Here is a 26827-nt window from a genome sequence, read left to right on the forward strand (position 1 = left end):
AGGTTGCTCGCCGTGGAGGAGATCGACCGGGCCATCGTCGCGGAGCTTGCCGTGGACGGCCGGCTGTCCTATACCGACCTCGCGGAGCGGGTGGGGTTGTCGGTCTCCGCGGTGCATCAGCGGGTCCGCCGGCTGGAGCAGCGTGGGGTCATCGGCGGGTACACGGCTCGGGTGTCCTTCGAGGCGCTGGACCTACCACTGACGGCATTTGTAGCGATTCGGCCGTTTGATCCCTCGCAGCCGGATGACGCGCCGGAGCGGCTGGCCCACCTACCGGAGATCGATTCGTGTTACTCGGTCGCGGGGGAGGACTTCTACCTGCTGTTGCTGCGGGTCGCCGGGCCGACCGACCTGGAGCGGGTGCTGCAGGAGATCCGGATGGCGGCGAGTGTTACCACGCGGACCACGGTGGTGTTGTCGACGCCGTACGAGGGCCGGCCGCCGAAGTTCACTGCCCAGGGGCCCGGGCGGTTGCGGCCGCGGGGGCCGGGGGAGCCGGCTGGTTCCACCGAAGGATGACCGGCCGGCCGTGTTCGTGGCCGAGCACGCTGACGGTCGCGGTTTCCAGCCGGAACAGCGCCCCGGCGGAGGGCGGTAGGTCGAGCCACCGGGCGGTGAGCACCCGGAGGCTGTGCGCGTGTCCGACCACGGCGACGGTGCCGTGGTCGAGGACGGGGCCCAGTCGGGTGAGGAGTCGGTCGAGCCGCGCACCGACCTGGCGGGGAGACTCGCCACCGGGGCAGCCGTCGGTCCAGAGGTTCCAGTCGGGGTCTTCTTCGTGGACCTCGGCGGTGGTGCGGCCCTCGATTTCCCCGTAGTTCCACTCGGCGAGGTCGTTGTCCGTCCCGGTCGGGGTGAGGCCGGCGAGCCGTGCGGTACGCACTGCGCGGGCGCAGGGGCTGGTCAGGACGGTGGCGAAGCGCCGGCCGGTGAGCATCGGGCCGAGTGCGCGGGCTTGTCGTTCGCCGTCGGGGGTCAGCGCGAGGTCGGTGTAGGAGGTGTGTCGTCGACGGGCGCTCCATGTGGTCTCACCGTGTCTGATCAGGAGGAGCTCACCCATGCGTTCAGTCAACCACCGGGCCTGCGTTTCTTCCTGGCTAGCATCCTAGGATGCACTACGCGATGCGCCCTCGCTCACTGACCCAGACGAGTAGCCGCCATCGGCACGGGAAACCCGATGGCGATGGCCGAAACGCCACGAGGGGAGGACGGCGATGGGCTTCGCCACCAAGACGAAGAACCTGGTGGACGAGCTGACCGGCGCCACCAAGGAACGGGTAGGCGATGTCTGCGGCGACGAGCGGCTGCGGGTCGAAGGGGTCCAGCAGCGGGACGACGCCCGTGCTCGCCAGGCCACGGAGGAGCGCGCTGAGCAGTCGGATCAGACTGGGGCGCGGTGACATGACCGCTTGACCACGACGGGCCCGGCAGGAAGTCGCTGCCGGGCCCGTCGTGGTTGCGACTGGTTTTGGCTACGGCCGGATCCCCGTAGCCGGTGCCGCCCACTAGGTCACTTGGGCGGCGGATCGTGGTGGGTCAGTCGTCGCGGTGGGCCGCCCACCAGGCCTGACCGGTCTCGGGCAGGGTGTCGATCGGGTCGTAGTACGCGTACCGCTTGTTGAGCGCCTCCAGGTCAGCGGACTCGATGGAGGTGCGGTAGTTCTTGGTCCAGTACGAGATGCCCCGCTCTCGGTCGTATTCGGTGAGCATGTGCACCCAGCGCTTGCCGACGAAGGGAACATCGCAGACGATTCGCGGAGTGGCGTAGCCGGGCAGGTAGCCCATGATGTCGTGTTGGAGCTGTTGGGCGTGGCTGACCGGGACCCGCCAGTGCTCGGCGTTGGGGATCATGTCGCAGAGGTAGAAGTAGTACGGCAGGATGCCGGCTTCGCCCTGCAACGCGAAGCAGAGATCAAGTAGGTCGGGCGTGGTGGCGTTGACGCCGCGCATGAGTACGCCCTGGTTGCGGACGTCGCGAACCCCGACGTTTAGGGCGGTCTGGGCGGCTTTGGCGACCAGCGGGGTGAGGGACTGGGCGTGGTTGACGTGGGTGTGGATCGCGAGGTTGACGCCGCGGCGGGCGGCGGTACGGGCGACCCGCTCGAGGCCTTCGACAACATCAGCCCGGAGCCAGTGCTGGGGCAGGCCCATCAGGGCTTTGGTGGCGAGCCGGATGTCGCGCACGGTCTCGATGTCGAGCAGGCGCATCAGATACGACTCGAGGTTCTTCCACGGCACGTTGGCCACGTCACCGCCGGAGACGACGACGTCACGGACGCCCGGGTGGGCCCGGAGATAGGTGATGTGGGCGTCGTAGCGGTCGACGGGTTTGAGGGTGAGTTTGAGTTTGTCGATGGCGGGGGTGGAGTTGCCGACCAGGTCCATCCGGGTGCAGTGCCCGCAGTACTGCGGGCAGGTGGAGAGTAGTTCGGCGAGTACTTTGGTGGGGTAGCGGTGGGTGAGGCCCTCGGCGACCCACATGTCGTGTTCGTGGAGGGAGTCGCGGCTGGCGTACGGGTGCGAGGGCCAGTCGGTGCGTCGGTCGGAGGCGACGGGGACCATGTAGCGCCGGATCGGGTCGGCGTAGAGGGCGTCGGTGGTCATCGCCTCGAAGGGCACCATGGTGTTGAGCATCTGGGGTGGCAACAGCATGGACATGGTGGCCAGGGCCTTCTGGTCGGCTTCCAGGTCGGCGTAGAAGGTCTCGCCCACGAGGTCGCCGAGGACGGCGCGGAGTTGCTTGATGTTCTTGATGCAGTTGGTGCGTTGCCATTGGGCGGATTCCCACTGGTCGCGGCTGATGTGGCGCCAGCCGGGGAAGCGGGTCCAGTCGGGTTCGACGAGGGGGGCTCGTCGGTATTCGTAGGGTTGGCCCGTGGTGGGGGCGGCGGATGCAGGCTGGGCTGCGGAGATGGTTTCCGCGGGGTGGGTCTGGGTCACGGCCCCCTCCTTATGGGTGGTGGTGTGGATGATCAGTGGCTCCGTAGGTCTGGAAATTATCCGGTGAAGTAACTATTCTGCCGTAAGTTTTCCCGCTTTGCGAGTCGCGGTCCGGGCTTCAGGCGGCTGGACAGGGAGGTCGGCGTGATTTCACCGGTGGGTTTGCACCGCGTCCTGGAGCCCGCGGGGGTGTTGCCGCAGGGGGCTTGGCGCTTGGACGCGAGCCCGGCGATCGCCCCGAACGAGGTACGGATCCGGGTGGAGCGGCTGAACCTGGACGCGGCGAGCTTCCGGCAGTTGCGGGAGAAGCACGGCGGGGACGGCGCGCGGGTCCGCGCCGAGGTGCTGGAGATCATCGCCGCGCGGGGCAAGATGCAGAACCCGGTGACCGGCTCGGGTGGCATGTTGATCGGCACGGTTGAGGAGGCTGGTCGGCGGTCGCCGCTGGGGCTGCGGGTGGGCGACCGGGTGGCGACTCTGGTGTCGCTGACGCTGACGCCGTTGGCCGTTGCGGATGGGCTGGCCCGGTGGGATGGGCGCAGTGAGCAGGTCCCGTGTGACGGTCATGCGATTCTGTTTGCCCGCTCCATCGCGGCGGTGTTGCCGGCGGATCTGCATCCGGAGTTGTCGCTCGCCGCGCTGGACGTGTGCGGGGCTCCGGCGCTGACCGCGCGGGTGGTGGAGCGGTATGTGGCCGAGCGGGCGCGGGAGGGGGCGGCTGGGCCGGTCAGCGTCGCGGTGATTGGCGGTGCGGGCAAGAGTGGGTCGCTGTCGCTGGCTGCGGCGCGGCGGGCGGGCGCGGCGCGGACCGTCGGGGTGGTGCCGGTGGCGGGGGAGCGGGACGCGTTGGCGGCGGCGGGGTTGGCGGATGCGGTGGTGTTGGCCGATGCGCGGGATCCGGTGGCGCTGTCGACGGCGGTGACGTCGGCGCTGGGGGTGCCGGCGGATGTGACGGTGGTGTGTGTGGATGCGCCGGGTTGTGAGCATGGGGCGGTGTTGGCCACGGCTGACGGCGGCACGGTGGTGTTTTTCTCGATGGCGACGAGTTTCGCGGCGGCGGCGTTGGGTGCGGAGGGCCTGGCGGCGGATGTGACGATGCTGGTGGGTAACGGGTATGCGCCGGGGCACGCGGAGTTCGCGTTGGATCTGGTGCGGGGCGAACCGGGGGTGCGTCGTCTCTTCGAGGCGCGGCTGGCGGCAGACTGATTGCCATGACGAACCCCTCGACGCTGTACCGCGGCGGTGTGCTGCATTGCCCTGCTGACCCGGGTGCGACTGCCTTGTTGGTAGCTGATGGCCGGATTTCCTGGTTGGGCGCGGACGCTGATGCGCCGGTTGCCGATCAGGTGGTGGAGCTGGATGGGGCGTTGGTGACGCCGGCGTTCGTTGACGCGCATGTGCACATGACCGACACCGGGTTGGGGCTGTCGGGGCTGGATGTGTCGGGTGTGCGGTCGGGGCGGGAGTTGTTGGCGGCGGTGGCGGCGTTCGCCGAGGGGTTGCCGCCTGATGGTGTGGTGCTGGGGCATGGCTGGGACGAGTCGGTCTGGCCGGTGCCGGTACCTCCGGGGGCGGAGGAGTTGGGCCGGGCGGCGGCCGGGCGGCAGGTGTATCTGTCGCAGGCGTCGATGCATTCGGCGTTGGTGTCGACGGCGTTGTTGGCTGCGTGCCCGGGGGTGGTTGCCGCGGCTGGTTTCGACGAGTCGGGGTGGTTGCGGCGGGATGCGCATCATGTGGTGCGGGCGGCGGCGTTTGGCACGGTTGGTCGGGTGCAGCGGGCGGCGGCGCAGCGGGCGGCGTTGCGGCATGCGGCGTCGTTGGGGATCGCGGCGGTGCATGAGTGTGGTGGGCCGGAGATTTCCGGCGAGGAGGATTTCACGGAGTTGTTGGGGATCTCCGGGGTGGGGGTGCCGGAGGTGTACGGCTACTGGGGTGAGTTGGGTGGTGCGCAGCGGGCGCGGGAGTTGGGTGCGGTGGGTGCTGGTGGGGATGTCTTCGCTGATGGGGCGTTGGGGGCGCAGACGGCGCAGCTGACGGTGCCGTATGCGGATGGGGGTGGGTGCGGGTACGGGTATCTGTCGACGGAGCAGGTGCGGGATCACTTGTTGGGGTGCGCGAGGTACGGGGTGCAGGGCGGTTTTCACGCGATTGGGGATGCGGCGATCGCGACGGTGTTGGCGGGGTTCGCGGCGGTGGCCCAGCGGCTGGGCACGGATCGGGTGCGGGCGGCTCGGCACCGGGTGGAGCACGCGGAGCTCGTGAACAAGCAGATGATCGCCGGGTTTGTGGAGTATGGCGTGGTGGCGTCGGTGCAGCCGGCGTTTGACCGGTTGTGGGGTGGCGCGGGTCGGATGTATGAGTCGCGGTTGGGGCCGGATCGGTCGTTGGCCGCGAATCCTTTGGGGTCGATGCATTCGGTGGGGGTGTCGTTGGCGTTCGGGTCGGATTCGCCGGTGACTCCGGTGGATCCGTGGGGGTCGGTGCGGGCGGCGGTGGCGCATCACAATCCGGCGCAGCGGATGAGTGTGCGGGCGGCTTTCGCGGCGCATTCGCGGGGTGGCTGGCGTGCGGTGCGGCGGGATGGTGACGGGGTGTTGGCGTTGGGCGCGCCGGCGACGTTCGCGGTGTGGGATACCCCGGCGGGGGTGGAGCGGGGGTTGCCGGTGTTGCAGGCGGAGGATCCGGAGGCGCGGGGTGCTTCGGATCCGACGCCGTTGCCGGTGTGTCGACGTACGGTGCTGCGTGGTGCCGTGATCTATGGGGAGGGCGGCTTGTGACCGGGAAGCTCGATCTGGATCCGGTGCTGGTGGCGCGGGCGCGGGAGTTGGCTGCTCGGGCTGGGGCGCCGGTGGTGGAGTTGGCGCGTAGCCACACGACGGTGTCGGTGGAGCGGGCGGTGCTGCGGCTGGCCGGGGTGCAGGGGGCGGATCCGGATGGGATTCCGTGGGTGAACCGGTTGGTGGATGCGGTGGTCGCGGATGTGGGCTTGGGGCATGGGGTGGCTGCTCCGGTCTTTGATGCTCTCGCGCGGGAGCAGTTGGCGGATGTGACGCTGTTGGCGCAGAAGGCGGCGGCCGGGTCGGTGCGGTTTGAGGTTCCGGCGGGGCGGGCGGCGACGGCGTCGCGGCGGGCGTCGCGGCGGGCGGTCGCGGCGGGGGTGCGGCGGATTGATCGGCGGCGGGCCGAGCGGGAGCGGTTGGTGCGACGGTTCGGGGATCCGCGGCGGCGGCCGTGGATCTATCTGATCGTGGCGACGGGGGATATTTTCGAGGATGTTCCGCAGGCGCAGGCGGCGGCTCGGGCGGGGGCGGATGCGATCGCGGTGATCCGGTCTACGGGGCAGTCGTTGTTGGACTATGTGCCGGAGGGGGCGACTCGGGAGGGTTTTGCCGGTACGTATGCGACGCAGGAGAACTTCCGGCTGATGCGGGCGGCGTTGGACGAGTCGTCGCGGGAGTTGGGCCGGTATGTGCGGTTGACGAATTACGCGTCGGGGCTGTGCATGCCGGAGATGGCGGCGTTGGCGGGCCTTGAGCGGCTGGACATGATGTTGAACGATTCGATGTATGGCATCTTGTTCCGGGATATCAATCCGATCCGTACCTTCGTCGATCAGCGTTTCTCCCGGCAGGTGCACGCTCGGGCGGGGATCATCATCAATACCGGTGAGGACAACTATCTGACGACTGCCGATGCGGTGGACGAGGCGCACACGGTGACGGTGTCGCAGCTGCTCAATGAGTACTTCGCGCATGAGGCGGGGTTGGCGGACTGGCAGTTGGGGTTGGGGCACGCGTTTGAGGTCAACCCGGATGTGCCGGAGTCGTTGCGGTTGGAGTTGGCGCATGCGCTGTTGGCGCGGGAGTTGTTCCCGGATGCGCCGTTGAAGTGGATGCCGCCGACGAAGCACATGACCGGGGATGTGTTTCGGGGCAACCTGCTCGATGGTTTCTTCAACCTGGTGGGGGCGTTGACCGGGCAGGGGATTCTGCTGGTGGGGATGATGACCGAGGCGGTGGTGACGCCGTGGTTGTCGGATCGGGATATCGCCCTGCAGAACGTCCGGTATGTGCTGGGTGCCGCGGGTGGGCTGCACGAGGATTTCGTGCCGGCCTCGGGCGGGTTCATTCAGCAGCGGGCGCACCAGGTGTTGGGTTCGGCGGTGGAGTTGTTGGAGCGGATCGGGGAGCGGTCGTTGCTGACGGCGATCGGCGAGGGCACGTTCGGGATCATGAAGCGGCCGGCGGACCGGGGTAGGGGGCTGGACGGGGTGGCGCGGCATGAGGGCGACTACTACAACCCGGCGGTGGAGATCCTGGAAGGGGCGGGGTCGTGACGGTCGTGCCGGAGAAGCAGGTCGTGCGGCCGTACGGGGACACGACCGGTGACGGCATGGTGCAGGTGTCGTTCACGTTGCCGCTGCCGCATGACAAGCGGGCCGAGGGGGCGGCGATTCAGCTGGCCGGGAAGATGGGCATCGATCCGGCGATGCTGGTGCATGCCCGGCCGATGGGGGACGGGTTCACCTTTTTCGTGGTGTACGGGCGGGTGAACCATCTGGTGGACACCGCGGCGGTGCGGGTGGTGGAGCGGGACTTTCCGTTGCTGTCGGCGAAGGAGGTCAACGCGGTGGTCAAGCGGCAGCTGCGGCGGAAGCTGTCGGTGGTGGGGGCGTGTATCGGCACCGACGCGCACACCGTGGGGATCGACGCGATTCTTAACGTCAAGGGCGTTGCCGGGGAGAAGGGGCTGGAGTACTACCGGGAGTTGCGGGTCAGCAATCTGGGCGCGCAGGTGGGGGTGCCGGATTTGGTGGCGGCGGCTCGGGCGGAGCGGGCGGATGCGGTGTTGGTCTCGCAGGTGGTCACGCAGCGGGATGCGCATCTGCACAACACGCGGGAGCTGTCGGCGGCGGTTCGGGAGGCGTGGCCGGCGGGGAAGCGGCCGTTGTTGATTGTCGGTGGGCCGCGTTTCGACGAGGCGATGACCGCCGAGTTGGGGGTGGACCGGATCTTCGGCCGTGGCACCACCCCGGCTGAGGTGGCCTCCTACCTGGTCCATGCGTTGATCACAAGCCGGAGGGCGGCGACGGTATGAGTGACCCGAGGGTCGGGGTGACGGTGACGCACCGACGGTATGTGCCCTACTCGCATGCGCACTACGCGGGCAGTCTGGTCGATGGGGCGTACGCGTTGGGTCTGTTCGGGGACGTCGCCACGGAGGTCTGCATCCGGACCGACGGGGATGAGGGGTTGTTCGCCGGCTATGCGGAGGTGCGGTTCCTGGCGCCGGTGCGCGCCGGTGACGTGGTGGAGGTGACCGGTCGGGTCATCCGGGTGGGTACGCGCAGCCGCACGCTGGAGTTGAGCTGTGTGGTGGTGTGTCGGGCCTGTCCGGAGCGGGGGGAGTCCGCCGCGCAGGTGTGTGATCCGCCGATCATGGCGGTTTCTGCGACGGGCACGGTGGTCGTGCCGCCGGTGGCGTGAACGTCGCGATCTGCGCGGACGTCGGTTCCACGTTCACGAAGGTGGCGGTGGTCGATCTCGACGGCGCGGGTCTGGTGGCGACGGCGGCGGTGCCCACCACGGTGGGCAGTGACGTGTTGCGGGGGTTGGACGCGGCGGTCGCGGTGGCGACCGACGGCCTGCCGGTGGGGGACGCGCCGTGGTACGTGTGTTCGTCTGCCGGGGGCGGGCTGCGGTTGGCGGTGGTCGGCTACGAACAGTTGGTGACCGCGCAGGCGGGCCGTCGGGTGGGGCTGTCGGCGGGGGCGAACGTGGTGCATGTGGCTGCGGGTCGGCTCGGCGCGGCGGGTCTCGCGGCGGTCCGGGCGGCCCGCCCGGATGTGCTGCTGCTGGTCGGGGGTACCGACGGCGGCGACGCGGAGACGTTGACGCACAACGCGACCCGGCTGGCGCGGGCCCGCTGGCGGGTTCCGGTGGTCCTCGCCGGTAACGCCGAGGTCCGCGACGACCTGGTGTCGATGCTGGTGTCGGCGCGGGTGCCGGTGACGGTGGCGGAGAATGTGCTGCCCCGGATCGGGGCGTTGGCGCCGGCTGGGGCGCGGGCGGCGATCCGCGCGGTGTTCCTGCGGCATGTGATCGGCGGTAAGCGGCTGTCGCGGGGCCCGCGGTTTCCACGGCTGGTGCGCGCGGCCACCCCGGATGCGGTGCTGACCGGTGTGGAGTTGCTCGCGGACACGCTCGACGGTGACCTGGCAGTGGTGGATGTCGGTGGGGCGACCACCGACGTGTACTCGGTGCTGACGCCGGATGAGCGGGAGAGCGGGCCGGGCCGGGAGGTGGCGGGCAGCCTGTGGCGGGCCCGTACCGTCGAGGGGGACCTGGGGGTGCGGTGGAGCGCCCCGGGTGTGGTGCGGGCGGCGGTGGAGGAGCGGCTGCTCGACGCGGCCGACGCCGAGGTGTTGGCGGTGGCGGCGCAGCGGCGCGCCGACGACCCGGCGTATCTTCCGGTGGGTGGGGCACAGCGGGCGGTAGATACGCGGCTGGCTGCCTTGGCGGCCACGGTGGCGTTGCGGCGGCACGCCCGCGGGGCGGCCACCGGTGAACGCGCGGGACGGGATCTGCGGGATGTCCGGTTGCTGGTCGGTTCGGGTGGGGTGCTGCGGCATGCCGGGTCCGCGGACGCTGCGGGGATGCTCGCGGGGGTGCTGGCCGATTACGCCGGCGGGTGGCCGTTGCCGCGTGCCGCCCGGCCGGTCGTTGACGTGGATTATGTGCTGGCCGCCGCCGGGTTACTCGGCGCCGAGCAACCGGTCGCGGCGCGCGCTCTTGTTGACCGGTTGCGCGCGGGGGGCTAGGCGCATGTCCCTGGTTGCCCGATTTGCGGTTGGCTGGGGTGGGCTGGCCGGCGCGGATGGCGCGACACGCCGGGGTGGTGGCGACGACTCGTCGGGGCCGGGTTGACAGCGCCCCGGGGGGAGCACGTACCGTCTTTGAGTCCTACTACGGGAAGCGGCTGTTGTTCGCTTCGTCCCTTCGTCCGCTGGCCGAGCGACACCGAGTGTGGTTGCGGCGGCCAGGTCCAGCGGGCGGGGGTCGGCGGGGCGGCGCGGACCGGCCGCGGTTACCGGTGTACGGGCAGGGTGAGAGGCACGGCCAGTAGACAACGGCCAGGCGGGGGCAGCCAGTCTGCCGTCCGGTCGGTCCGAAGGTCGGCGCGTCCCATTCTCGCCCCACCGGCCGGGAAGGGCCTGGGAGCATCGGGGTGCGGCGGTTGCCGCGCCCCGATTTCCGTTTTCCCCGGGGTGCCGGTCAAAGTGAGGCCGCCGTGGTCTGCACCGGCGGAGCGCTGCGGACCAGGCCGGGTACCCTTCGGCAGGTGATCGTGGACATGCCGGCGAGGGCTGTGGGAATGATGCGGGAACGTCGGCTGCCGCTGCCTGTTGCGATCGTGGCGGCGGTCGGTGGGGGCGTGGCGATGTTGCTGGCGTTTCCGCCGTACGGGGTGTGGCCGCTGGCGGCGGTCGGGGTGGCCCTGCTGGCCGGTGCCACCCACCGTCGGCGTCCGCGTGCCGGCGCTGGCCTCGGGTTCCTGACCGGGCTGGCGTTTTTCGCCCCGCTGCTGGGCTGGACCAACCTGCACACCGGCTCCTTGCCGTGGGTGCTGCTGTCGCTGTTGCAGGCCGGCTATCTGGCGCTGCTCGGGGCGGCCACCGCCTGGGTTTCTCCGCTGGTTGACCGGTTCCGGTGGGGGTGGCCGGTGTTGACCGGGGTGCTGTGGGTGGCGCAGGAGGCGCTGCGTGACCGCACTCCGTTCGGTGGTTTCCCGTGGGGTCGGCTGGCGTTCAGCCAGGACGGGTCGCCGCTGCTGCGCTTTGCTGCCCTGGGCGGGGCGCCGCTGGTGACCTTCGTGGTCGCGGTGATCGGTGGGCTGCTGGTGGCCGCCGCCTGGGCGGGCTGGGCGGCGTACCGGCACCCGGGCCGGCGGTGGACGCCGGTGGCGGGGGCGGTGGTGGCGGCGCTGGCGGTGCCGGCTGTGGGGCTGCTCGTGCCGATCCGCGCCGCCGGTGGTGGGGAGGCGGTGACGGTGGCGATTGTGCAGGGCAATGTGCCGCGGCTGGGATTGGACTTCAACGCCCAACGGCAGGCGGTGCTGAACAACCACGTCCAGGCCACCCTCGAGCTGGCCGACCAGGTGGCTTCCGGCGCCCGACCCCGCCCTGACCTGGTGGTGTGGCCGGAAAATTCCAGCGACATCGATCCGCTGCAGGACGCTTCCGCCGGGGACCGAATCCAGTCTGCCGCCGACGCGGTGGGTGTGCCGATCCTGGTCGGGGCGGTGCTGCGCGGCCCGGGCGAGGGGCAGGTACGCAACGCGGGGCTACTGTGGCGGCCGGGGACCGGCCCGGACCTCGACCAGTTGTACACGAAGCGGCATCCGGTGCCGTTCGCCGAGTATGTGCCGTTTCGTGAGGTGGCCCGCCTGGTCAGCACGCAGGTTGACCGGGTGCGGTCTGATTTCGTGCCGGGTAGCACCCCGGGCGTGCTGACCGCCGGTCCGGTGGTGCTCGGTGATGTGATCTGCTTCGAGGTCGCCTACGACGAGGTGGTCCGGGACACTGTTACCGGTGGGGCGCAGCTGCTGGTGGTGCAGACCAACAACGCCACCTTCGATGTGGCTGAGGCCCGGCAGCAGTTGGCCATGGTGCGGCTGCGGGCGGTCGAGCATGGTCGTCCGGCACTGATGGCCTCGACGGTCGGCGTTTCCGGGTTCGTTTCCCCGGATGGGCGGGTAAGCGACGCCACCGAGTTCAACACCCGCGCGATCGTGGTGCGGCAGCTGTACCTGGCCGACGGCGACACCGTCGCGACCCGGGTCGGGTTGTGGCCGGAGGTGGCGCTGACGGTCCTGGCCGTGGCGGCCTTGGCCGCAGCCGGGGTGCGGCGACGTGCCCGCGGTGCGGCAACGGCCGGTACGCCGGCGTGAGGGAGGCAGGACGGTGCGTGACGAGACCGGTCATCCCGGGGTGGGACGGGTGCTCGTGGTCATCCCGACCTACAACGAGGCCGACAACCTGACCTGGATTGTGGAACGGGTGCGTCGGGCGGTGCCGTCGGTGGACATTCTGGTTGCCGACGACAACAGCCCGGATGGCACCGGTGCCGTCGCTGAGGCCCTCGCCGGGCGGGATCGGCAGGTGCACGTGCTGCACCGGGAGGGTAAGCAGGGGCTCGGTGCCGCCTATCTGGCCGGGTTTGGGTGGGCGCGCCAACGCGGCTACGACGCGGTGGTGGAGATGGACGCCGACGGCTCGCACGCCCCGGAGGACCTGCCGGCGATGCTGGCTGCGGCCCGTGATGCGGACGTGGTGATCGGGTCCCGGTGGACCCGGGGCGCGCAGGTGCTCAACTGGCCGCTGCGGCGGCTGCTGTTGTCGCGCTGCGGCAACCTGTACGCACGGCTGGCCCTGGGAATGCCGGTCTCCGACGCCACCGGCGGCTACCGGGTGTATCGGCTCAGTGCCCTGGACGCGTTGGACTTGGCGTCGGTGTGCTCGCAGGGGTATTCCTTCCAGGTGGAGTTGTCCCGGCTGGCGCACCGGGCCGGTGCGCGGATCGTGGAGGTGCCGATCACGTTCGCCGAGCGCGAACGCGGTAGCAGCAAGATGAGTCCGTTCATCGTCGCCGAGGCGTTGTGGCGGATCACCGGGTGGGCGGTGGCGGACCGGCGGCTGGCCTTGCGCCGAGGGCTACACGGCACACCCACGGGTCAGGTGCGTTGGCCGTAGTGCCACTCTCCCCCTCCCGCTGCCCGGTGGCGCCCGCGCCCCGGCCGCTGGCGGTGGTGTGGGCTGGCGGCGGCGTGGCCGTGTCATGCTGGACGGGCGGGACGACGTACTCCACCCGGGGCACCGGGCAGTGGGGGCGTGGCGGTCGGGTGGTGAGGTGAGGATGCGCCGGGGACTGAGGTTCGTACCGTTGGCGTTGTTGCTGGCGGCGTTGGTGGAGCTGGCGGTGTTCGTGGCCGTCGGCCGGGCTGCCGGGTTCGGGATTGCGGTGCTGGCCGTGTTCGCAGCATCGCTGCTGGGCATGGCGCTGCTGCGCCGGGAGGGGATGCGCGCCTGGCGGGGCTTCCAGACCGCCGCGCGGTCTGGTCAACCGCCGGGCACGCAGGTCACCGATGGTCTGGTGGGGTTGCTCGGCGCGCTGTTGTTGGCCACTCCGGGGCTGCTCAGTGGGGCGCTGGGGCTGGTGCTGCTGGTGCCGCCGGTGCGCCAACTTGCCCGCGCGGGGGTTCGCCGCACGACAGAGCGACGAGTATCGTCGATGGTCGCCGGTGACCTGTTCGGGCCGCGCCGGGTGCGGGTGCACCGGGGTGCCCCGCAGCAGCCGGCGGCGGAGCCGACCGTGGTTGACGGCGGCCAACCCATCGAGGGCGAGATCGTCGAGCCCCGGCAGGGCTGAGCTGCGGACATCCGACCGCACCCGCCGACCGTGACCGGCGCCCCGGGCAGCCGCGCGACCCCGGTGCCCTGCCTGGGCTGACCCGCGAGACCACGGCACCCGCCCCGGGCGGGATGGCCCAGGGCGGGTGTCGGGTCGGATGGCTCAGGCGCGGCCGCGGCGGGTGCGGACCTCCTTGAGCCGTTCGGCAAGAATGTCCTCGAGCTCGGCGATTGATCGCCGCTCCAACAGCATGTCCCAGTGGGTGCGGGGCGGCTTCGCCTTCTTCTGCTCCGGCTCGTTACCGTCAACCAGCCGGGCGACGCTGCCGTCGAATTTGCATTCCCAGGTCATCGGGACCTCGGCGTCAACGGCGAACGGCACCTCGAACTGGTGACCCTTGGCGCACAGGTATTCGCGGGTCTGACGCGGCGCGAGCTCGGTGTTACGGTCGGATTCGTAGCTGACCGCGCCCAGACGGCTTCCGCGCAGCATGCGCTCGCCCATGATCGTCTTCCCCTCGGTTGTGGTGCTGGTCTGTTTCGGTGTAACAGTCGGTGTCCGTCGGGCCATTCCCGCCCGGTGACACGTGACGGGCCGGCAACCAGGGTAGCCGGAAGGTAGCCCGGCCCGGCGGGGGTCGCCCCGACCTGGCCAAAAGTTCGATCGCCCCGACCTGGCCGAAAGCTCGCCAGGTGGCCGAACCTAGGTGATGTCGCCCGCGCGTCAGCGTACGGGCGTGGACGCCTCCCGGTGGGCCAGGGCAGCCGCCAGCTGGGCGACCTGGTCAGCCAGCTGGGCGACCCGCCGATGCGCCTCGTCCCGGTCGCCTTCGGCGGCCCGCAGCCGCGCCGTCAGCTCCGCCAGCTGGCCTTGCACGGTGGTCACGTCCTGCTGGGCGGCGGTCAGCTGCCCGCGTAGTGCTTCGCCCTGCTTGGCGAGGGTCGCCGCGTCCGCGTGCGCCCGCTCCGTGTCGCCCACCGCCTGCTGACGGTGCGCCTCGGCCCGGTCCCGGTCGGCCACCGCCCGGTCCCGCTCCTGCGTCGCCGCCGCGGCCCGCTCCTGCGCCCGTTGCGCGTCCTGGCGGGCCTGTTGCGCGTCGGCGCGGTGTCCGCGGGCCTGTTCGGTCGCCGTGGCCTGCGCCTGTGCGGCCTGTTGGGCGTCAGCGCGGGCGGCGTCGCGTTCCGCGACCAGGTCCGCGGCGTGCTGCCGCTGGGCGGTGAGTTCGGCGTCGGTGCTGCGTAGCTGCGTACGGGCATCGAGTTCCCTGGCCCGCGCGGCGTCGCGGTCCTGCTGGGCCTGCCCCAGTAGCGCCTGTGCCGCGCTCGCCTCCTGGCGGGCCTGGTCTCGAGCCTTACGGGACTGGTCGGCGTGTTCCGCGGCGGCGGTGGCCTCCGCGACGGCGCCGGCCGCTTCGGCGCGGGCGCGCTCCTGCTCGGCGGCGGCGCTGCGGGCCCGCTCCCGGGCCTGCACAGCGGCGGCGGTGGCATCTTCGGCGGCGCGGCGCGCCTCGTCCCGGTCGGTCTGCGCCGCCGCCACCTGGTTGGCCGCGTCGGCGCGCGCCTGGGCCAGTTGCTGTTCCACCCCGACCGGGGACAGCTGTGCGTGCAGCGTCTCGGTGAGCGACACCACGATCTGGTCGAGTCGGTCCACCGCCTCCCAGGTGCGGGCGACCTGCCCGGGTAGCCCGGGGGCGTTGCGGTGTCGCATCCGGCTGCTCCGGGCGGCCTGTTGGCAAGCGCCGTCGTTGTCCCGGCAGTAGCGGAAGGGGCGACCCGCTCCGGCCCGCTGCGGCACCGGGCGTCCGCAGTGGGCACAGGGGCGGGAGTCGGTGGGGGTGGCCTGCTCGTCCATCGGACGCCGAGTCTAGATGCCGTGGCTGCTGCCGGTGGCGTGGCCGGCTGTCACGTGCGGGCCCGCTGTCGTCGCGGCGGCTCACTGTTTTGATGGACGGCGATCCCGGCGATCACCAGACCCACCCCGACGATCTCCGGTGCGGTGGGGACCTGTGCCAGCACGGCGACCCCGACCACGGTCGCGGTCGCCGGGAACAGGCAGACCAGGAGGGCGTAGGTGGCCCGGGGCAGCCGGGCCATGGCGAGCTGGTCGGCGACGTACGGGATGACCGACGAGGTGATGCCGACACCGACCCCGGCCGCCAGGGCGACCACGTCCAAGGCGGCGGGTGCGGCGTCAACGATGCCGACCGGTAACGCGAGGACGGCGGCGATCAGCATGGACAGCGCGAGACCGTCGATGCCGGACAGCTGCTGACCGCGGGCGACGCGGTGCCCGAGCACGATGTAGGCGGCGAACAGCACGGCGTTGGCCGCGGCGAAGGCGATTCCGAGCGGTTCGGCGACCAGGCGGACGTCGGTGAGCAGGTACACCCCGGCAACCGCGCAGACCAACGCGAGCAGGTTTCGGCGGGTTCTGGCCGCGTAGGCCGCCAACACGATGACCGGTAGGAATTCGACTGCCGCGACCGTGCCCAACGGCAGCCGCTCCAGCGCCAGGTAGAAGACGCTGTTCATGGCCGCCAGGACGGCGGCCCAGCCGATCAGTAGCCGGCGGGCGGGCCGGTCCAGGTGCCGCCAGTGTCGCCACGGCCGCCGCCACAACGCGAACACCGCGGCGGCGGCGGCGATTCGCAGCCACGCCACGCCCAGGGCGTCCACACGGACGAAGAGCAGTACCGCGAAGGCTGGACCGAGATAGTGAAACACCGAGCCGACGACAAAGTACGCCTGCGGTGGTATCCGCGATGCGGCCGTCGACGTCCGGGTGTCCGAGCGCAGAACTGATCGTGGCATTGCCCTATCGTCGAAGGTGACAGCGCCTAGCGCCATGCACAATCGAAGGCTTAAGGAGCATGACGATGACGTATCGGGAGCCGAGACCCCCCACTGGCCTTCCAGATAGCAATTCGTTGCTCGACGACACCAATCGCCGCCTGCTCGGCGTACTACACGACGATCCACGCGCCAGCGCCGCCGAGCTGGCGCGCCAGGTCGGCATGTCCGCGCCGGCGGTACGAGAGCGGCTGCACCGACTCGAACACGCCGGGGTTATCCGCGGCTACCGCGTCGATATCGACCCCGCGGCCCTGGGCCTCCCGGTCGCCGCCTGGGTGCGGATCCAACCCGGTCCAGGCCAGCTGTCAAAGATCGCAGACCTGGCCGAACGCGTTCCCGAGGTCAGTGAGTGCCACCGGATCTCCGGCGAGGACTGTTTCCTCCTCAAGGTGCACGTAGCTGCCGTGGATGCCCTGGCGGCGGTCCTCGACCGGTTCCTGCTCCACGGCCAGACCACCAGTTCCTTCATCGTCTCCACCCCGGTGGCACCCCGGACCCCCGGGCGAAGCTAGCTCCCGTCCGAGGAGCTCGAACCCGCGGGCCGTACCGGTGTCCGCGTCGAGTGCTCGCCTTCACCGGGGTGCGGTGGAGTCAGGGCATGCCGTGCCGCCCGCACCGCGTTACGGAACACCATCGCCACCGTCGTCGGGCCGACCCCGCCGACCCGGGGAGTCATCGCCCCCGCCACCGTCGCGCATGCCTCGTCCACGTCCGGCAGCAGCCGCCGCCCCGCGTACCGCACCCCACCACCGACGACAACCGCTCCCGGACGCAGGTGCTCCGGGCGTACGAGACCCGGCACCCCCGCCGCCGCCACCAGGATCTCCGCCCGGCGGGTGTACCGAGGCCAGTCCGTCACCCCGGTGTGCACCACCGTCACCGCGGCGTTCGCCGTCGGCCGCTTCTGCGCCAGCAACATTGCCAGCGGACGCCCCAACGTGGCACCCCGACCCAGCACCACCACCTCCCGGCCGGCCACCGGCACCCTGTGGTACGCCAGCAACGCCTCGATTCCCGCCGGCGTGCACGGTGCCGGTCCCGGCAGCCCCAACGCCAGCCGGCCCAGGTTCACCGGGTGCATCCCGTCCACGTCTTTCTCCGGATCCAGCGCCTGCATCGCCCGGTCGAAGTCCAGGTGCCGGGGAACGGGGTGCTGCACCAACACGCCGTGCACCGCCGGGTCCGCACTCAACCGCGTCACCACCGCCTGTAGGTCCGCCTGCGACGCCGACTCCGGCAGCTGCACGTGTGGGGAGGCGAACCCCAACTGCTCGGCTTGGCGCTGCTTGATCCGGATGTATCCGACGCTCGCGTCGTCGTCGCCCACCAGCACCGTGGCCAGGGCCGGGGTCATCCCGGCCGCTCGTAACTGGGTGACCTCCTGCGCCACCTCGGCCAGGATCTGCTCGGCTACCGGTCCACCCGGCAGTGACCGGGCGACCGACATCGACATTGACGTGGACATGGTTCACCTTGCCCCCACGGAAGGCCCAGGCGGTCGACCCTCCGACGAGCTCCCCGATGGTCATTCCATCCTCGGTGCCGCCAGTCGCGTCGCCTTCAACCTGCCACAATCCACCCAGGATGCGCCAGCCCTGGCGCATCGCCGCCAGGGCACTAGGCTGGCGAGTGTGAATATCCCTCCGATCCCCCTGGTCGATGCGATCGTGATGCGTCTGGTGGAGGAGTCCGATGCGGGGCCGCTGACCGAGGCATACCTTCTCAATCGTGAGTACCTCAAGCCGTGGGAGCCACGGCGGGCGGATGCCTACTTCACGATGGAGGGGCAGCGGAGTCGGGTGCAGGATCAGCTCCGGCTCCTGGATTCGGGCCAGACTCTGCCCTGGGTGTTGGAGGAGGGGGGCCGGGTTGTGGGGACGCTGACGCTGTCCAACGTCTTACTCGGACGGTTCCGAAGCGCCAACCTCGGCTACTGGGTCGACCGTGGCTATGCCGGGCGGGGGCTCGCCACTCGAGTTGTTCAGCACGCCTGCCGCCTCGCCGACGAAGTGGCCGACCTGCACCGGCTTGAGGCCGGCACCCTCGTGCGCAACAGAGGAAGTCAGCGCGTTCTCACCAAAGCGGGGTTCACGCTGATCGGCACCGCCGCCAACTACCTGCATGTCGACGGTGCCTGGCAGGACTATCGGATCTTCCAGCGAATCCTGAACGAACGTCCGCCACGGTGCGGCCGCGTCCAGGAACGTCAAACCGTCGGGGGGCCGTCGGCCCGGCCGGACGGGCCAGGGCGGGTGTAGCGGAGGAACAGGTTGCCCTGCTCGTCGAGGAGGGACCGGTGGAGCTGCCACTGCCCGCCCGCCGGCCGCCCCGCCGGGCCGGCGGTGATCCGCGGGCCCGCCACCGCCAGCAGCTGCGGCGTGATCGTCACGCAGATCTCGTCGAGCAGGTCCGCCTGGGCCAGCTGGCCGGCCAGTGCGGGGCCACCTTCGCAGACGATGCGTCGGTGCCCCCGCTGTCGAAGCAGCTGGATTGCCTGGTTGAGGTCGACGTTGTAGTCGCCGGCGACCAGGAGTTCGGCGGCTTCGGCGACCGCCGTGCTGGCCCCGGCCGCCGCAGCGGCGGGGACGATCAGGATCGGCCGTGGCTGGCCGTGACCTCCGATGCTGGGCTGGAACAACGGGCCGCTCAGGTCGAGGTCGAGGCTGCGGGTGACAACCGCGACGGCCGGATAAGACGGTAGGCCGTTGGCTCGTCGACGGGCGATCTCGGGAGCCGACAGGGCGGTCTGCCCGTACTGCTCGGCGCGGACCGTGTTCGCTCCCAGCAGTAACAGGTCGGCGTCTCTTTTGATCAGGCGATAGACCCGCTGGTCACCGCTGCTGGTCAGGGCGGCGCTGGAACCGTCCACCGCCGCGAGACCGTCGATGCTCGACACCGCGACGAGGCGTACGTGACCCTCGGTGGGGGAGGGCAGTGCGTAGCGTTCGTGGAGTTCGTCCTCGTCCAGGTCGATTAGCCCGGCGGTGGGCCACATGTCGCGGATCCGAGAACCGGCGGCGGGCGGCGGCGGGCCCGCCAGCCGCCAGACCAGCTCGGCGAGCCGCTCGGTGAGAAGGGCAGGAAGGTGGGTGCGGGCCGCGACATCCGTGCCGCTGCTGCGGTGCCGTTCGGTACCGTGTCGTTGGCCCCGCACGAGGTACTCCCGGCCGGTGCGGTCCATGGCGTAGCCGAGGTGCTGGCCGTCGATCTCGCCCGAGACGGCGACCGCGTCAACACCGAGGTCCCGCTGCGTGTTGCCGATGCCACGATGACGGCGGCACTGTTCGAGCCAGTGGGCCAGGAGTTCGAGCGGGCCATCCCCGTCGACGCCGTTGGCGAGGACGGCGGGCACGGTCGGCTTCGGCGGCCGATGGCTGATCGTGAGTAGCGTCGGCGGGCCGCCCCGGCGCCAGGTGACGCTGAGTTCTTCCAACACCGACAAGATCGAACTGCTCGGGTCCCGCTGGGCTGATGTCATACCTGACCGTTTCGCGCTGGTGGTGGCGTGCTGGTCTGACCCGACCAGCACCGGAGCTGCCCCGGTTGACGACTCATCCCTCTGGGCCCGCAGCACTGGCGGGGCGGCGTGGTTCCCGTTTGGGAAACACCGTGTACGCGAGGGGCCAGAAGAGGAGCCAGATCACCATCGCCAGGCTGAGCTTCCCGATCCACCCCCAGAGTTGCTGGGTCCGCTCGGCGTCGCCGACGAAGGCGATACCAGCGAGCAGAAGAGCGCAGGCAACAGCCCAGCCGAGCAGGCCCCGACCCCACTCGCGCCACTCGTGTCGGGTGCGCTCCGGCCCGTACTGGGGCGCCCGAGTCGGTGGTGGCCCGCCGGCAAAACGGTGTGCGAAGCGTACGTCGGCCCAGCGGACCATGCGGTGACCGAACGCCACGGAGAAACCGAGGTACGCCGCGGCGAGGCCGTGCGCGGCGGTGGCGGTCCCGCCGCGGCGGAGGTCGATCGTGGTCGCGGCGAGCAGGACAAGGTCGACCGCCGGGACCGCCAGGAGCAGGACGGCGCCGACGCGGGGAAGGCGAAGCGGGTATCGGGCCAGCAGCCCGGCCGCGATTAGCAGCCAGAAGGCCACTTCACAGGCGACGATCACCGCGATGAGCACCCCAGACCCCCTTTTTGGCACGCTGTACGATCACCGTAGCAGGGGCTGTCATCGACTGCCGGAGGAGCCGTGCCGAAGATCGTTGACCACGACGCGCGCCGCGCCGAGTTGGCCGAGGCGATGTGGCGCGTCGTCTACCGCGATGGCGTCGCCGCGGCCACGGTGCGAAGCATCGCCGCCGAGGCCGGCTGGTCACCCAGTGCGTTGCGGCACTACTTCGCCACCCAGGCCGACTTGTTGACCTTCGCCATGGAACATGTGATCGCGAAGGCGACCGAACGCTTCGCCGCGGAGAGCTGGACCGGGCCGCCCCGCGAGACCGTTCAGCGGGTGCTGGAGGAGTTCCTGCCGCTGGATCGACAGCGCCGCAGAGCGGCTGAGGTGTGGCTGTGGCTGACCTTGCACGCCCAGGTTGACCCGGCCGCCCAGGCGCGGCTCAGCGAGGCCGACGACGGCGTCCGGGGGGTCGTCGATGTCGCTGTCGACGCCCTCGCTGCGGCCGGGCTGGTGGCCCGGGGTGCCGACCTCGGCGCGGAGAAGGCCCGACTGCATGCCCTGCTCGACGGGCTCACCCTGCACGCGCTGGTGCGTACCGAGCTCATGCCGCCCGGCCGCCTCCGCGCGTTGCTCGCCGAGCACCTCGACAGCCTGACGAGTGCCCGGGACGGCCCGTAAGGAAGTGGATACAGTGAGCTCGCGGGTCTGTCGCGGGGTCGAATGGGCCGGCACGTCGGCCGTCCGTCGCCCATCCCGCCGCCAAGATCGAGTATGCCCGGCAACTCAAGACCCAAGGCGTCAGTATCGCATCGCCGAGGGTCGGGACTTGGTCGTGGCCGCCCTGCGCGGGCCTCGCTATGGGCCGTACGCGATACAGGCGGCGATCGCTGCCGTGCACGACGAGGCCGCCGATATCGCTACGACCGACTGGCCGCAGGTCGTGGCGCTCTACGACGTGTTGGCGCGGGTGTCCCCATCGCCGGTGGTCGACCTCAACCGCGCCGTGGCCGTGGCCATGCGCGACGGCCCGGCGGCTGGTCTGGTGGCCCTGGACGCATTGGACGCCGAACCGTTGCGCGGCTATCACCTGTTCCCGGCGGCGCGAGCGGATCTGTTTCGCCGGCTCGGCCGGGCCTCGGAGGCCGCAACGGCCTACCAGACAGCGCTCGAACTCACCGCGAACGAGCGGGAGCGGGCATTCCTGCGCAGACGGCTGGCCGACCTGTGATCACCGAAACGCAAGAGGTGGCCGGCCGCCCTCGAAAGGCCGAGCGTGCCGGGCCTGCCCAGACGCCCGCTTCACCACCGCCTTGGCCGCATTGCGCTCGGCCCTTGCGCTGGTACCTCAGCGCGGCCAGCCTCGGCGCCTTGTCATCGAACTCCTGCGGGCGAGCTCGATCAACCGGCGCGTCGGCACACCCGTGGCGGCCATATCCACCGCACCCAGGTGCAACCCTGCGATCTCCGCCAGCCGGTCCAACGACTTCACCAGGCCCCGGCCCGTCGGGTTGGTCGGGCCACGCCGCCACAGATCCAGCTGCGAACGGCGCTGCCCCTCCGGCACCCGCAGCACGTTCTCCAGTTTGGTGGCCTGCTCGCCGGTGATCGCATGGAACGACCGTCTAGGGTGGGCGCGGTGAACGAACTGCGGACAGCCCGTCTCTGCCTGCGGCCCTTCCGTTTCGAGGACGTCTCGGCCGTCCACGCTTATGCCGGCGATTCCGAGGTGGTCCGCTACATGGACTGGGGCCCGAACAGTCCCGCTGACACGGAGACCTTCGTCTCGTTGGCCGTGAACCCGCCGGACGGCGTCCATCCGTTCGCCGTCGAACGCTCGGGCGCCCTGATCGGCGCCGTCGAGCTCCGGGTCACCGCCGCTGCCCACCGCCGCGGCGAGTTCGGCTACGTCCTGGCTAAATCCGCCTGGGGTCAGGGCTACGCCACCGAGGCAGCCGCAGCTGTGCTCACCTACGCCTTCGAACAGGCAGGACTGCACCGGGTCGCTGCCACGTGCGACCCGGCTAACGTCGCCTCCCGCCGCGTCCTGGAGAAGATCGGAATGAAGTACGAGGGCCACCTCCATGACTACCTGCACATCCGAGGTGAGATGCACGACCGCCTTCTCTTCGCTGCCCTCCACCCATGACCATCTCACTTAGATGGTGCGGCGCCCCTTTCCAGCGAGGCGTCAGACGACTCAACCAGCATCACGGATGGTGATGACTGGCCTGGAACCGGCGACAGTCGAATAGGCGCTCTCACCAATATCAACGTCCGCGATGACGACGACGGGACCCGGTAGTCCGATCACCGGCGTGCGGCGCGGGTAGGCAGTTCGTGACGAGTCCACGGCTGTTGACCTTCAGGTTGGTTGAAGGCTCAGGATGGTCGGCGTGGCAGCACAAGACGATCGGATGACGATCGGGGTTTTCGCGCGGGCTGCGCAGGTCAGCACCAGCGCCCTGCGCTTCTACGACGACTGCGGTCTCGTGCGCCCCCGTACGGTCGATCCGATCACCGGATACCGGTACTACTCGCCGGATCAGCTCGACGAGGTCCACCTGATCCGTCAACTGCGGAAGGTGGGGCTGCCGCTGGGGAAGGTACGGCGGGTGCTTGCCGGCCCCGCCACGGTGGCCGAGCAGCTGTTGGCCGCCCACTTGAGCTCAATGGAGCGCGCTATCGAGGACGCCCGCGTCGCCCGTACCGCCGCACTGAGTCTGATCCGAGATCGGGAAGATGCCGTGCTGGTCCTGCCCGGACAGCTACTTGCCGAGGCGATCGGGCAGGTGGCGTCGGCCGCGGACACCAGCGCCGGCATTCCCGCGCTCGGCGGAGTGCTCGTCGAGATGAGCGAGGATGAGCTGCGGTTGGTGGCGACCGACCGGTATCGGTTGGCGGTCCGGTCGCTGCCGACCGACGGGCGGCGGGTGCCGGCGATGGCCGTTGTGGACGCGGTCCAGCTGGACGGGGCGCGACCGTGGATCGACGACCAGGAGCATCTGCGACTCGAGTACGGCGATTCGGGCGTCCAGCTCACCGGGCCCGGTGGTCAACGGCGGCTGGCGACAGTCGCGGGAGCCTTCCCCGCGTACCGGATCGTCCTGGACGGACTGCCCGAGGTGCGGACCCGGGTGGTCGCGCCGCGGGACCTACTGCTGGCCGCCATCGCCGATGATCGACAGGTACGGCTCGACTGCGTGGTGAACGCCGACCTGACCGTGACGTCGTCGGCGACGCGGGGGAGGCCGAGAGCGGTTCCCGCCGACATCACCGGTGCGCCGGTGGCGATCAGCTTCCGCGCCGCCACGCTGTACCCGGCGCTGACGGCCAGCATCGGGCCGGACGTGATGCTGCAGATCAGCCAACCCCACCTGCCCGCTGTTCTCCGCTGCGCCGATGACGGCGATCTCACCACCGTGGTGATGCCGGTAGCGGCCAGCCCACCATCCGAAACCTGAGGAGAGCCATGGACCAGTCCGCGCGAACCACCCCCGACGAGACGATGGCGAGCATCAGCGCCGCGGTGGAGCTCGGCCGATCCGGGCAGCGGGTCCGAGCCCGCGACGCTCTCACCGCGCTCTGGGAGCAGATCGGCGCCACCGGCGACGCGCTACACCGGTGCACCCTGGCCCACTACCTGGCCGATGTGCAGGACACCACCCAGGCTGAACTCGAGTGGGACGAGCGTGCCCTCGCCGCCGCGGATGACCTTACCGACGACCGCGCCCGGCGGTACGACGATGCGTGGCAGGTGCGGCTTCTCCTGCCCTCACTGCACCTGAACCTCGCCGATGATCACCGACGTCTGGGCAATCCCGCGCGAGCGCGGAAGTACCTGGCGCAGGCCCAGAGTCTGGTTACGCACCTTCCCGACGACCAGTACGGCGGCATGATCCGCAGCGGCCTACAGCACGTTTCTGAGGCGCTGGCGGCGGGTTCGACCCAGCGCCTCGACTCCCATCCGTGAGCACGATAGTCGGGCAGAACCAGGCCACGTTTGTTATAGACAGGTCACGATACAGTTAAGTAGATTAACAAAGCGTGTCACGTGGAGTCCCTGTCCCGACCCAGCCACGGCCGAGCTGATCGGGCGATGTCTCTAGGAGGACCGATGAAGCTGGGCATGAGGACTGTGGCCCTGGCCGGCGTCTTCGCGGTCGTGGCCGCGGGGGCCATGGTGGCCACCACCACCGCCACCGCGGCGGCCGCGCCGAGCGCGACGTTCGTCAAGGTTTCCGACTGGGGTAGTGGTTGGGAAGGCCGATACACCATCACCAACGGGGGAAGCAGCACTCTGAACAGCTGGCAGGTCGATTTCGACCTGCCGGCGGGCACCAGCATCGGCACGTACTGGAACGCGCTGATGGACCGCGACGGGCAGGACTACCGTTTCACCAACCAGCACTGGAACGGCACGGTCGCACCGGGGGCTTCCGTGACGTTCGGCTTCCTCGGCTCCGGCGCCGGCAGTCCGAGCGGCTGTCGACTCAACGGCCAGCCATGCCAGCCGACAGCTCCTCCGACGACCAGTCCACCCTCACCGTCACCGACCACCGCGCCCCCTGGTAGCACGCCGGTTGCGGCGAACGGACAGCTGCGGGTCTGCGGTGAACAGCTCTGTAACGACAACGGCAAGGCGATCCAACTGCGGGGCATGAGCACGCACGGCCTGCAGTGGTACGCCAACTGCGCGACCAACGCCTCCCTTGACGTCCTCGCCCAGCAGTGGGGCGCCGACGTGCTGCGGATCTCGATGTACATCCAGGAAGGTGGCTACGAGACCGACCCGCGTGGCTTCACCGACCTGGTCCATGAGTACATCGAGATGGCTACCGCCCGCGGCCTCTACGCGATCGTCGACTGGCACATGCTCACGCCGGGAGACCCCAACTACAACCTGTCGCGCGCGCAGACCTTCTTCGCCGAGATCGCCGACCGGCACCGGGACAAGGTGAACGTCCTCTACGAGATCGCGAACGAGCCGAATGGGGTCAGCTGGGGCACGGTCAAGAGCTACGCCGACCAGGTCATCCCGGTGATCCGGGAGCGGGACCCGGAGGCTGTGGTGCTGGTCGGCACCCCCGACTGGTCGTCGCTCGGGGTCTCCGGAAGCGGCGGCGGCGTGGACGCCATCACCGCCAACCCGGTGGCGGCCAGCAACCTGATGTACGTCTTTCACTTCTACGCGGCCTCGCACGGCGACCTGTACTACAACACCCTGGCGGCGGCGGCCGACCAAATCCCGATCTTCGTGACCGAGTTCGGCACCCAGCAGTACACCGGCGACGGTCCGAACGACTTCACCATGTCCCAGCGCTACCTCGACCTGATGGCGAGCAAGAAGATCAGTTGGGTCAACTGGAACTATTCCGACGACTTCCGCTCCGGCGCGGTCTTCACCACGGGAACGTGCGCCAGCGGCGACTTCGGCGGCACCGGCCCGCTCAAGCCGGCCGGCAGTTGGATCCGGGACCGGATGCGTACCGCTGACGACTTCTGACCGCCCCTGCACCCGGACCTGAACCGCCGCCCCGGTCAATCAGCTGCCGGGGCGGCGGCTTCCGTACCGGCGTACGCCGCAGGAATGCCCGCCACGTACGGGAAAGCTACCTGCGGGTCTGTCCGTGCACCTGCTCCAGGCCCCGTGCCGTGGCCGCTGGCGTAGCGGGCAACAGCGGTGGGCGGACAGCCGGCGTGGGGATGCGCCCCTGGCCGTGTAGTACCGCTTTGATGACGGACGGGTTGGGTTCGGCAAAGAGCGCTGTGGAAAGGGTGGCGAGACGGTGGCCGAGCGATCGGGCCCGGGTAATGTCTTCGGCCTGCCAGGCCCTGATCAGCGAGGCGTAGTCGGCGGTGGCGACATGTGCAGACGCGAGGATGCCACCGTGCCCACCAAGAGCAAGCAGCGCGGAGACATACACGTCTTCACCGCACAGTACCGAGTGACCCGGTGGTACGTCAGCGAGGAAGGCGATGGTGTCGGCGTCGATGCCGCCGACAGTGTGTTTGATTCCCACCACGCCGGGCAGGCCAGCCAGCCGGCGCAGGGTCCCCGTGGAGAGCGACTGCCCGGTGCGGTACGGGACGTGGTAGGCAACCAGCGGCACGGGGGACTCCTTGGCCAGTCGGGCGAAATGCGCGAGTACGGCATCCTCGCCGGGCCGTAGGAACGGCGGCACCAGGCATAGTGCCGCCGTGACCTCCGGCCGTCCGCCGAGCACCCGTAGTGCCTCGAGGGTCTGCGCGCCGACCAGAAGTTGGGCTGCGCGCTCGCGGCAGACCGCCGCGACGACATCGACCACGCCTTGCTGCTCGGCGTCGGTGAGAGCGTGCGGCTCCGCGGTGGTGCCCAGGGCCACCAGGCCGGCTGCTCCATCTTCCAAGACCTGGTTGGCGAGAGCGGTCAGAGCGTCGAAGGCGACAGCACCCCGATCGTCAAACGGCGTGATCAGCGGTACGTACAGTCCGGTCAGCATCATGCCTTCAGCCTGCCGGTCGCAAGTAT

29 protein-coding genes and 1 riboswitch are annotated in these 26827 nt (G+C 70.3%); of the genes, 19 read left to right on the forward strand and 10 right to left on the reverse strand.

What is annotated here, in order from left to right:
* Positions 1-12: 12 nt before the first annotated feature.
* Entirely contained in the window at positions 13-519 is a 507-nt protein-coding gene (locus tag SALPAC2_RS0104315) for an Lrp/AsnC family transcriptional regulator (RefSeq protein WP_018215413.1), read from the forward strand.
* On the opposite strand, the gene SALPAC2_RS0104320 is transcribed toward SALPAC2_RS0104315, so the two are convergent.
* A complete protein-coding gene (locus tag SALPAC2_RS0104320; RefSeq protein WP_018215414.1) occupies positions 449-1060 on the reverse strand; it encodes a histidine phosphatase family protein in 612 nt (203 codons plus the stop codon). The genes SALPAC2_RS0104315 and SALPAC2_RS0104320 overlap by 71 nt on opposite strands.
* Positions 1061-1214: 154 nt before the next feature.
* Here SALPAC2_RS0104320 and SALPAC2_RS0104325 point away from each other — a divergent pair, with 154 nt between their 5' ends.
* Positions 1215-1400, forward strand: a complete 186-nt coding sequence (locus SALPAC2_RS0104325; protein WP_018215415.1) for a CsbD family protein — start codon at positions 1215-1217, stop codon at positions 1398-1400.
* Between the two features lie 136 nt (positions 1401-1536).
* Here the strand turns inward: SALPAC2_RS0104325 and SALPAC2_RS0104330 are convergent, their stop codons facing one another.
* Positions 1537-2940, reverse strand: a complete 1404-nt coding sequence (locus SALPAC2_RS0104330) for a KamA family radical SAM protein (RefSeq protein WP_018215416.1) — start codon at positions 2938-2940, stop codon at positions 1537-1539.
* Positions 2941-3087: 147 nt separating this feature from the next.
* On the opposite strand from SALPAC2_RS0104330, the gene kdd reads away from it, so the two are divergent.
* From kdd to SALPAC2_RS0104375, 9 genes are all read left to right on the forward strand, one after another.
* Positions 3088-4146 carry an L-erythro-3,5-diaminohexanoate dehydrogenase gene (gene kdd, locus SALPAC2_RS0104335; RefSeq protein WP_026184407.1) on the forward strand — a complete coding sequence of 353 codons (1059 nt, stop codon included), beginning with the start codon at positions 3088-3090 and terminating at the stop codon, positions 4144-4146.
* 5 nt (positions 4147-4151) lie between these two features.
* Entirely contained in the window at positions 4152-5717 is a 1566-nt protein-coding gene (locus SALPAC2_RS0104340) for an amidohydrolase (RefSeq protein ID WP_026184408.1), read from the forward strand.
* On the forward strand, positions 5714-7276 hold the full coding sequence (gene kamD, locus SALPAC2_RS0104345; RefSeq protein WP_018215419.1) for a lysine 5,6-aminomutase subunit alpha: 1563 nt from the start codon (positions 5714-5716) through the stop codon (positions 7274-7276). Before SALPAC2_RS0104340 ends, kamD begins: the two co-directional genes overlap by 4 nt.
* Positions 7273-8037, forward strand: coding sequence for a lysine 5,6-aminomutase subunit beta (gene kamE / locus SALPAC2_RS0104350; RefSeq protein WP_018215420.1), 765 nt, complete (start codon positions 7273-7275; stop codon positions 8035-8037). Before kamD ends, kamE begins: the two co-directional genes overlap by 4 nt.
* Positions 8034-8426: a 3-aminobutyryl-CoA ammonia lyase gene (gene kal / locus SALPAC2_RS0104355; RefSeq protein ID WP_018215421.1), complete on the forward strand. Its 393-nt coding sequence runs from the start codon at positions 8034-8036 to the stop codon at positions 8424-8426. Before kamE ends, kal begins: the two co-directional genes overlap by 4 nt.
* The gene (locus SALPAC2_RS0104360; RefSeq protein WP_018215422.1) at positions 8423-9760 is read left to right on the forward strand and encodes a glutamate mutase L; all 1338 of its coding nucleotides are present in this window, start codon (positions 8423-8425) and stop codon (positions 9758-9760) included. Before kal ends, SALPAC2_RS0104360 begins: the two co-directional genes overlap by 4 nt.
* 554 nt (positions 9761-10314) lie before the next feature.
* Positions 10315-11889 (forward strand): apolipoprotein N-acyltransferase, encoded by a 1575-nt coding sequence (lnt, locus tag SALPAC2_RS0104365; protein ID WP_018215423.1) that lies wholly within the window; start codon positions 10315-10317, stop codon positions 11887-11889.
* 13 nt (positions 11890-11902) lie between these two features.
* Positions 11903-12691, forward strand: coding sequence for a polyprenol monophosphomannose synthase (locus SALPAC2_RS0104370; RefSeq protein WP_026184409.1), 789 nt, complete (start codon positions 11903-11905; stop codon positions 12689-12691).
* Between the two features lie 163 nt (positions 12692-12854).
* The gene (locus SALPAC2_RS0104375; RefSeq protein ID WP_026184410.1) at positions 12855-13367 is read left to right on the forward strand and encodes an FxsA family protein; all 513 of its coding nucleotides are present in this window, start codon (positions 12855-12857) and stop codon (positions 13365-13367) included.
* Positions 13368-13511: 144 nt separating this feature from the next.
* Here the strand turns inward: SALPAC2_RS0104375 and SALPAC2_RS0104380 are convergent, their stop codons facing one another.
* The 3 genes from SALPAC2_RS0104380 to SALPAC2_RS0104390 all read right to left on the reverse strand — a co-directional run bounded on the left by SALPAC2_RS0104380 (position 13512) and on the right by SALPAC2_RS0104390 (position 16159).
* A complete protein-coding gene (locus tag SALPAC2_RS0104380) occupies positions 13512-13853 on the reverse strand; it encodes an RNA polymerase-binding protein RbpA (RefSeq protein WP_012013503.1) in 342 nt (113 codons plus the stop codon).
* A 219-nt stretch (positions 13854-14072) separates the two neighbouring features.
* A complete protein-coding gene (locus SALPAC2_RS0104385; protein ID WP_026184411.1) occupies positions 14073-15200 on the reverse strand; it encodes a coiled-coil domain-containing protein in 1128 nt (375 codons plus the stop codon).
* 50 nt (positions 15201-15250) lie between these two features.
* Positions 15251-16159, reverse strand: a complete 909-nt coding sequence (locus SALPAC2_RS0104390) for an EamA family transporter (protein WP_033661772.1) — start codon at positions 16157-16159, stop codon at positions 15251-15253.
* Between the two features lie 65 nt (positions 16160-16224).
* On the opposite strand from SALPAC2_RS0104390, the gene SALPAC2_RS0104395 reads away from it, so the two are divergent.
* Positions 16225-16713, forward strand: a complete 489-nt coding sequence (locus SALPAC2_RS0104395) for an Lrp/AsnC family transcriptional regulator (RefSeq protein ID WP_026184413.1) — start codon at positions 16225-16227, stop codon at positions 16711-16713.
* Here the strand turns inward: SALPAC2_RS0104395 and SALPAC2_RS0104400 are convergent.
* Positions 16710-17666 carry a bifunctional 5,10-methylenetetrahydrofolate dehydrogenase/5,10-methenyltetrahydrofolate cyclohydrolase gene (locus SALPAC2_RS0104400; protein WP_026184414.1) on the reverse strand — a complete coding sequence of 319 codons (957 nt, stop codon included), beginning with the start codon at positions 17664-17666 and terminating at the stop codon, positions 16710-16712. The two genes, SALPAC2_RS0104395 and SALPAC2_RS0104400, sit on opposite strands and share 4 nt — an antisense overlap.
* A gap of 16 nt (positions 17667-17682) precedes the next feature.
* Positions 17683-17764, reverse strand: a riboswitch (ZMP/ZTP riboswitch).
* A 68-nt stretch (positions 17765-17832) separates the two neighbouring features.
* Between SALPAC2_RS0104400 and SALPAC2_RS0104405 the strand changes: the two genes are divergently transcribed.
* On the forward strand, positions 17833-18459 hold the full coding sequence (locus SALPAC2_RS0104405) for a GNAT family N-acetyltransferase (RefSeq protein WP_026184415.1): 627 nt from the start codon (positions 17833-17835) through the stop codon (positions 18457-18459).
* Here SALPAC2_RS0104405 and SALPAC2_RS0104410 read toward each other — a convergent pair.
* Positions 18408-19679 (reverse strand): dihydrofolate reductase family protein, encoded by a 1272-nt coding sequence (locus SALPAC2_RS0104410; RefSeq protein WP_018215431.1) that lies wholly within the window; start codon positions 19677-19679, stop codon positions 18408-18410. The genes SALPAC2_RS0104405 and SALPAC2_RS0104410 overlap by 52 nt on opposite strands.
* Positions 19680-19752: 73 nt before the next feature.
* Complete coding sequence (locus SALPAC2_RS0104415) at positions 19753-20322, reverse strand: hypothetical protein (RefSeq protein WP_018215432.1); 570 nt, start codon at positions 20320-20322, stop codon at positions 19753-19755.
* A 69-nt stretch (positions 20323-20391) separates the two neighbouring features.
* Between SALPAC2_RS0104415 and SALPAC2_RS0104420 the strand changes: the two genes are divergently transcribed.
* Positions 20392-20997, forward strand: coding sequence for a TetR/AcrR family transcriptional regulator (locus SALPAC2_RS0104420; protein WP_018215433.1), 606 nt, complete (start codon positions 20392-20394; stop codon positions 20995-20997).
* A 154-nt stretch (positions 20998-21151) separates the two neighbouring features.
* Positions 21152-21547, forward strand: a complete 396-nt coding sequence (locus SALPAC2_RS0104425; RefSeq protein ID WP_026184417.1) for an RNA polymerase sigma factor — start codon at positions 21152-21154, stop codon at positions 21545-21547.
* A gap of 117 nt (positions 21548-21664) precedes the next feature.
* Here the strand turns inward: SALPAC2_RS0104425 and SALPAC2_RS0104430 are convergent, their stop codons facing one another.
* Complete coding sequence (locus SALPAC2_RS0104430) at positions 21665-21892, reverse strand: hypothetical protein (RefSeq protein ID WP_018215435.1); 228 nt, start codon at positions 21890-21892, stop codon at positions 21665-21667.
* Between the two features lie 63 nt (positions 21893-21955).
* Here SALPAC2_RS0104430 and SALPAC2_RS0104435 point away from each other — a divergent pair, with 63 nt between their 5' ends.
* The 4 genes from SALPAC2_RS0104435 (at position 21956) to SALPAC2_RS0104450 (ending at position 25822) form a co-directional block, all read left to right on the forward strand.
* Positions 21956-22465: a GNAT family N-acetyltransferase gene (locus SALPAC2_RS0104435; RefSeq protein ID WP_026184418.1), complete on the forward strand. Its 510-nt coding sequence runs from the start codon at positions 21956-21958 to the stop codon at positions 22463-22465.
* A 238-nt stretch (positions 22466-22703) separates the two neighbouring features.
* Complete coding sequence (locus SALPAC2_RS0104440; RefSeq protein WP_026184419.1) at positions 22704-23780, forward strand: DNA polymerase III subunit beta family protein; 1077 nt, start codon at positions 22704-22706, stop codon at positions 23778-23780.
* A gap of 8 nt (positions 23781-23788) precedes the next feature.
* On the forward strand, positions 23789-24289 hold the full coding sequence (locus SALPAC2_RS0104445) for a hypothetical protein (RefSeq protein WP_018215438.1): 501 nt from the start codon (positions 23789-23791) through the stop codon (positions 24287-24289).
* A 144-nt stretch (positions 24290-24433) separates the two neighbouring features.
* A complete protein-coding gene (locus SALPAC2_RS0104450) occupies positions 24434-25822 on the forward strand; it encodes a cellulase family glycosylhydrolase (protein ID WP_018215439.1) in 1389 nt (462 codons plus the stop codon).
* A 106-nt stretch (positions 25823-25928) separates the two neighbouring features.
* On the opposite strand, the gene SALPAC2_RS0104455 is transcribed toward SALPAC2_RS0104450, so the two are convergent.
* Positions 25929-26801: a dihydrodipicolinate synthase family protein gene (locus SALPAC2_RS0104455; protein ID WP_026184420.1), complete on the reverse strand. Its 873-nt coding sequence runs from the start codon at positions 26799-26801 to the stop codon at positions 25929-25931.
* Positions 26802-26827: the final 26 nt, after the last annotated feature.

Source organism: Salinispora vitiensis (genome assembly GCF_000378825.1).
Classification (GTDB): domain Bacteria; phylum Actinomycetota; class Actinomycetes; order Mycobacteriales; family Micromonosporaceae; genus Micromonospora; species Micromonospora vitiensis.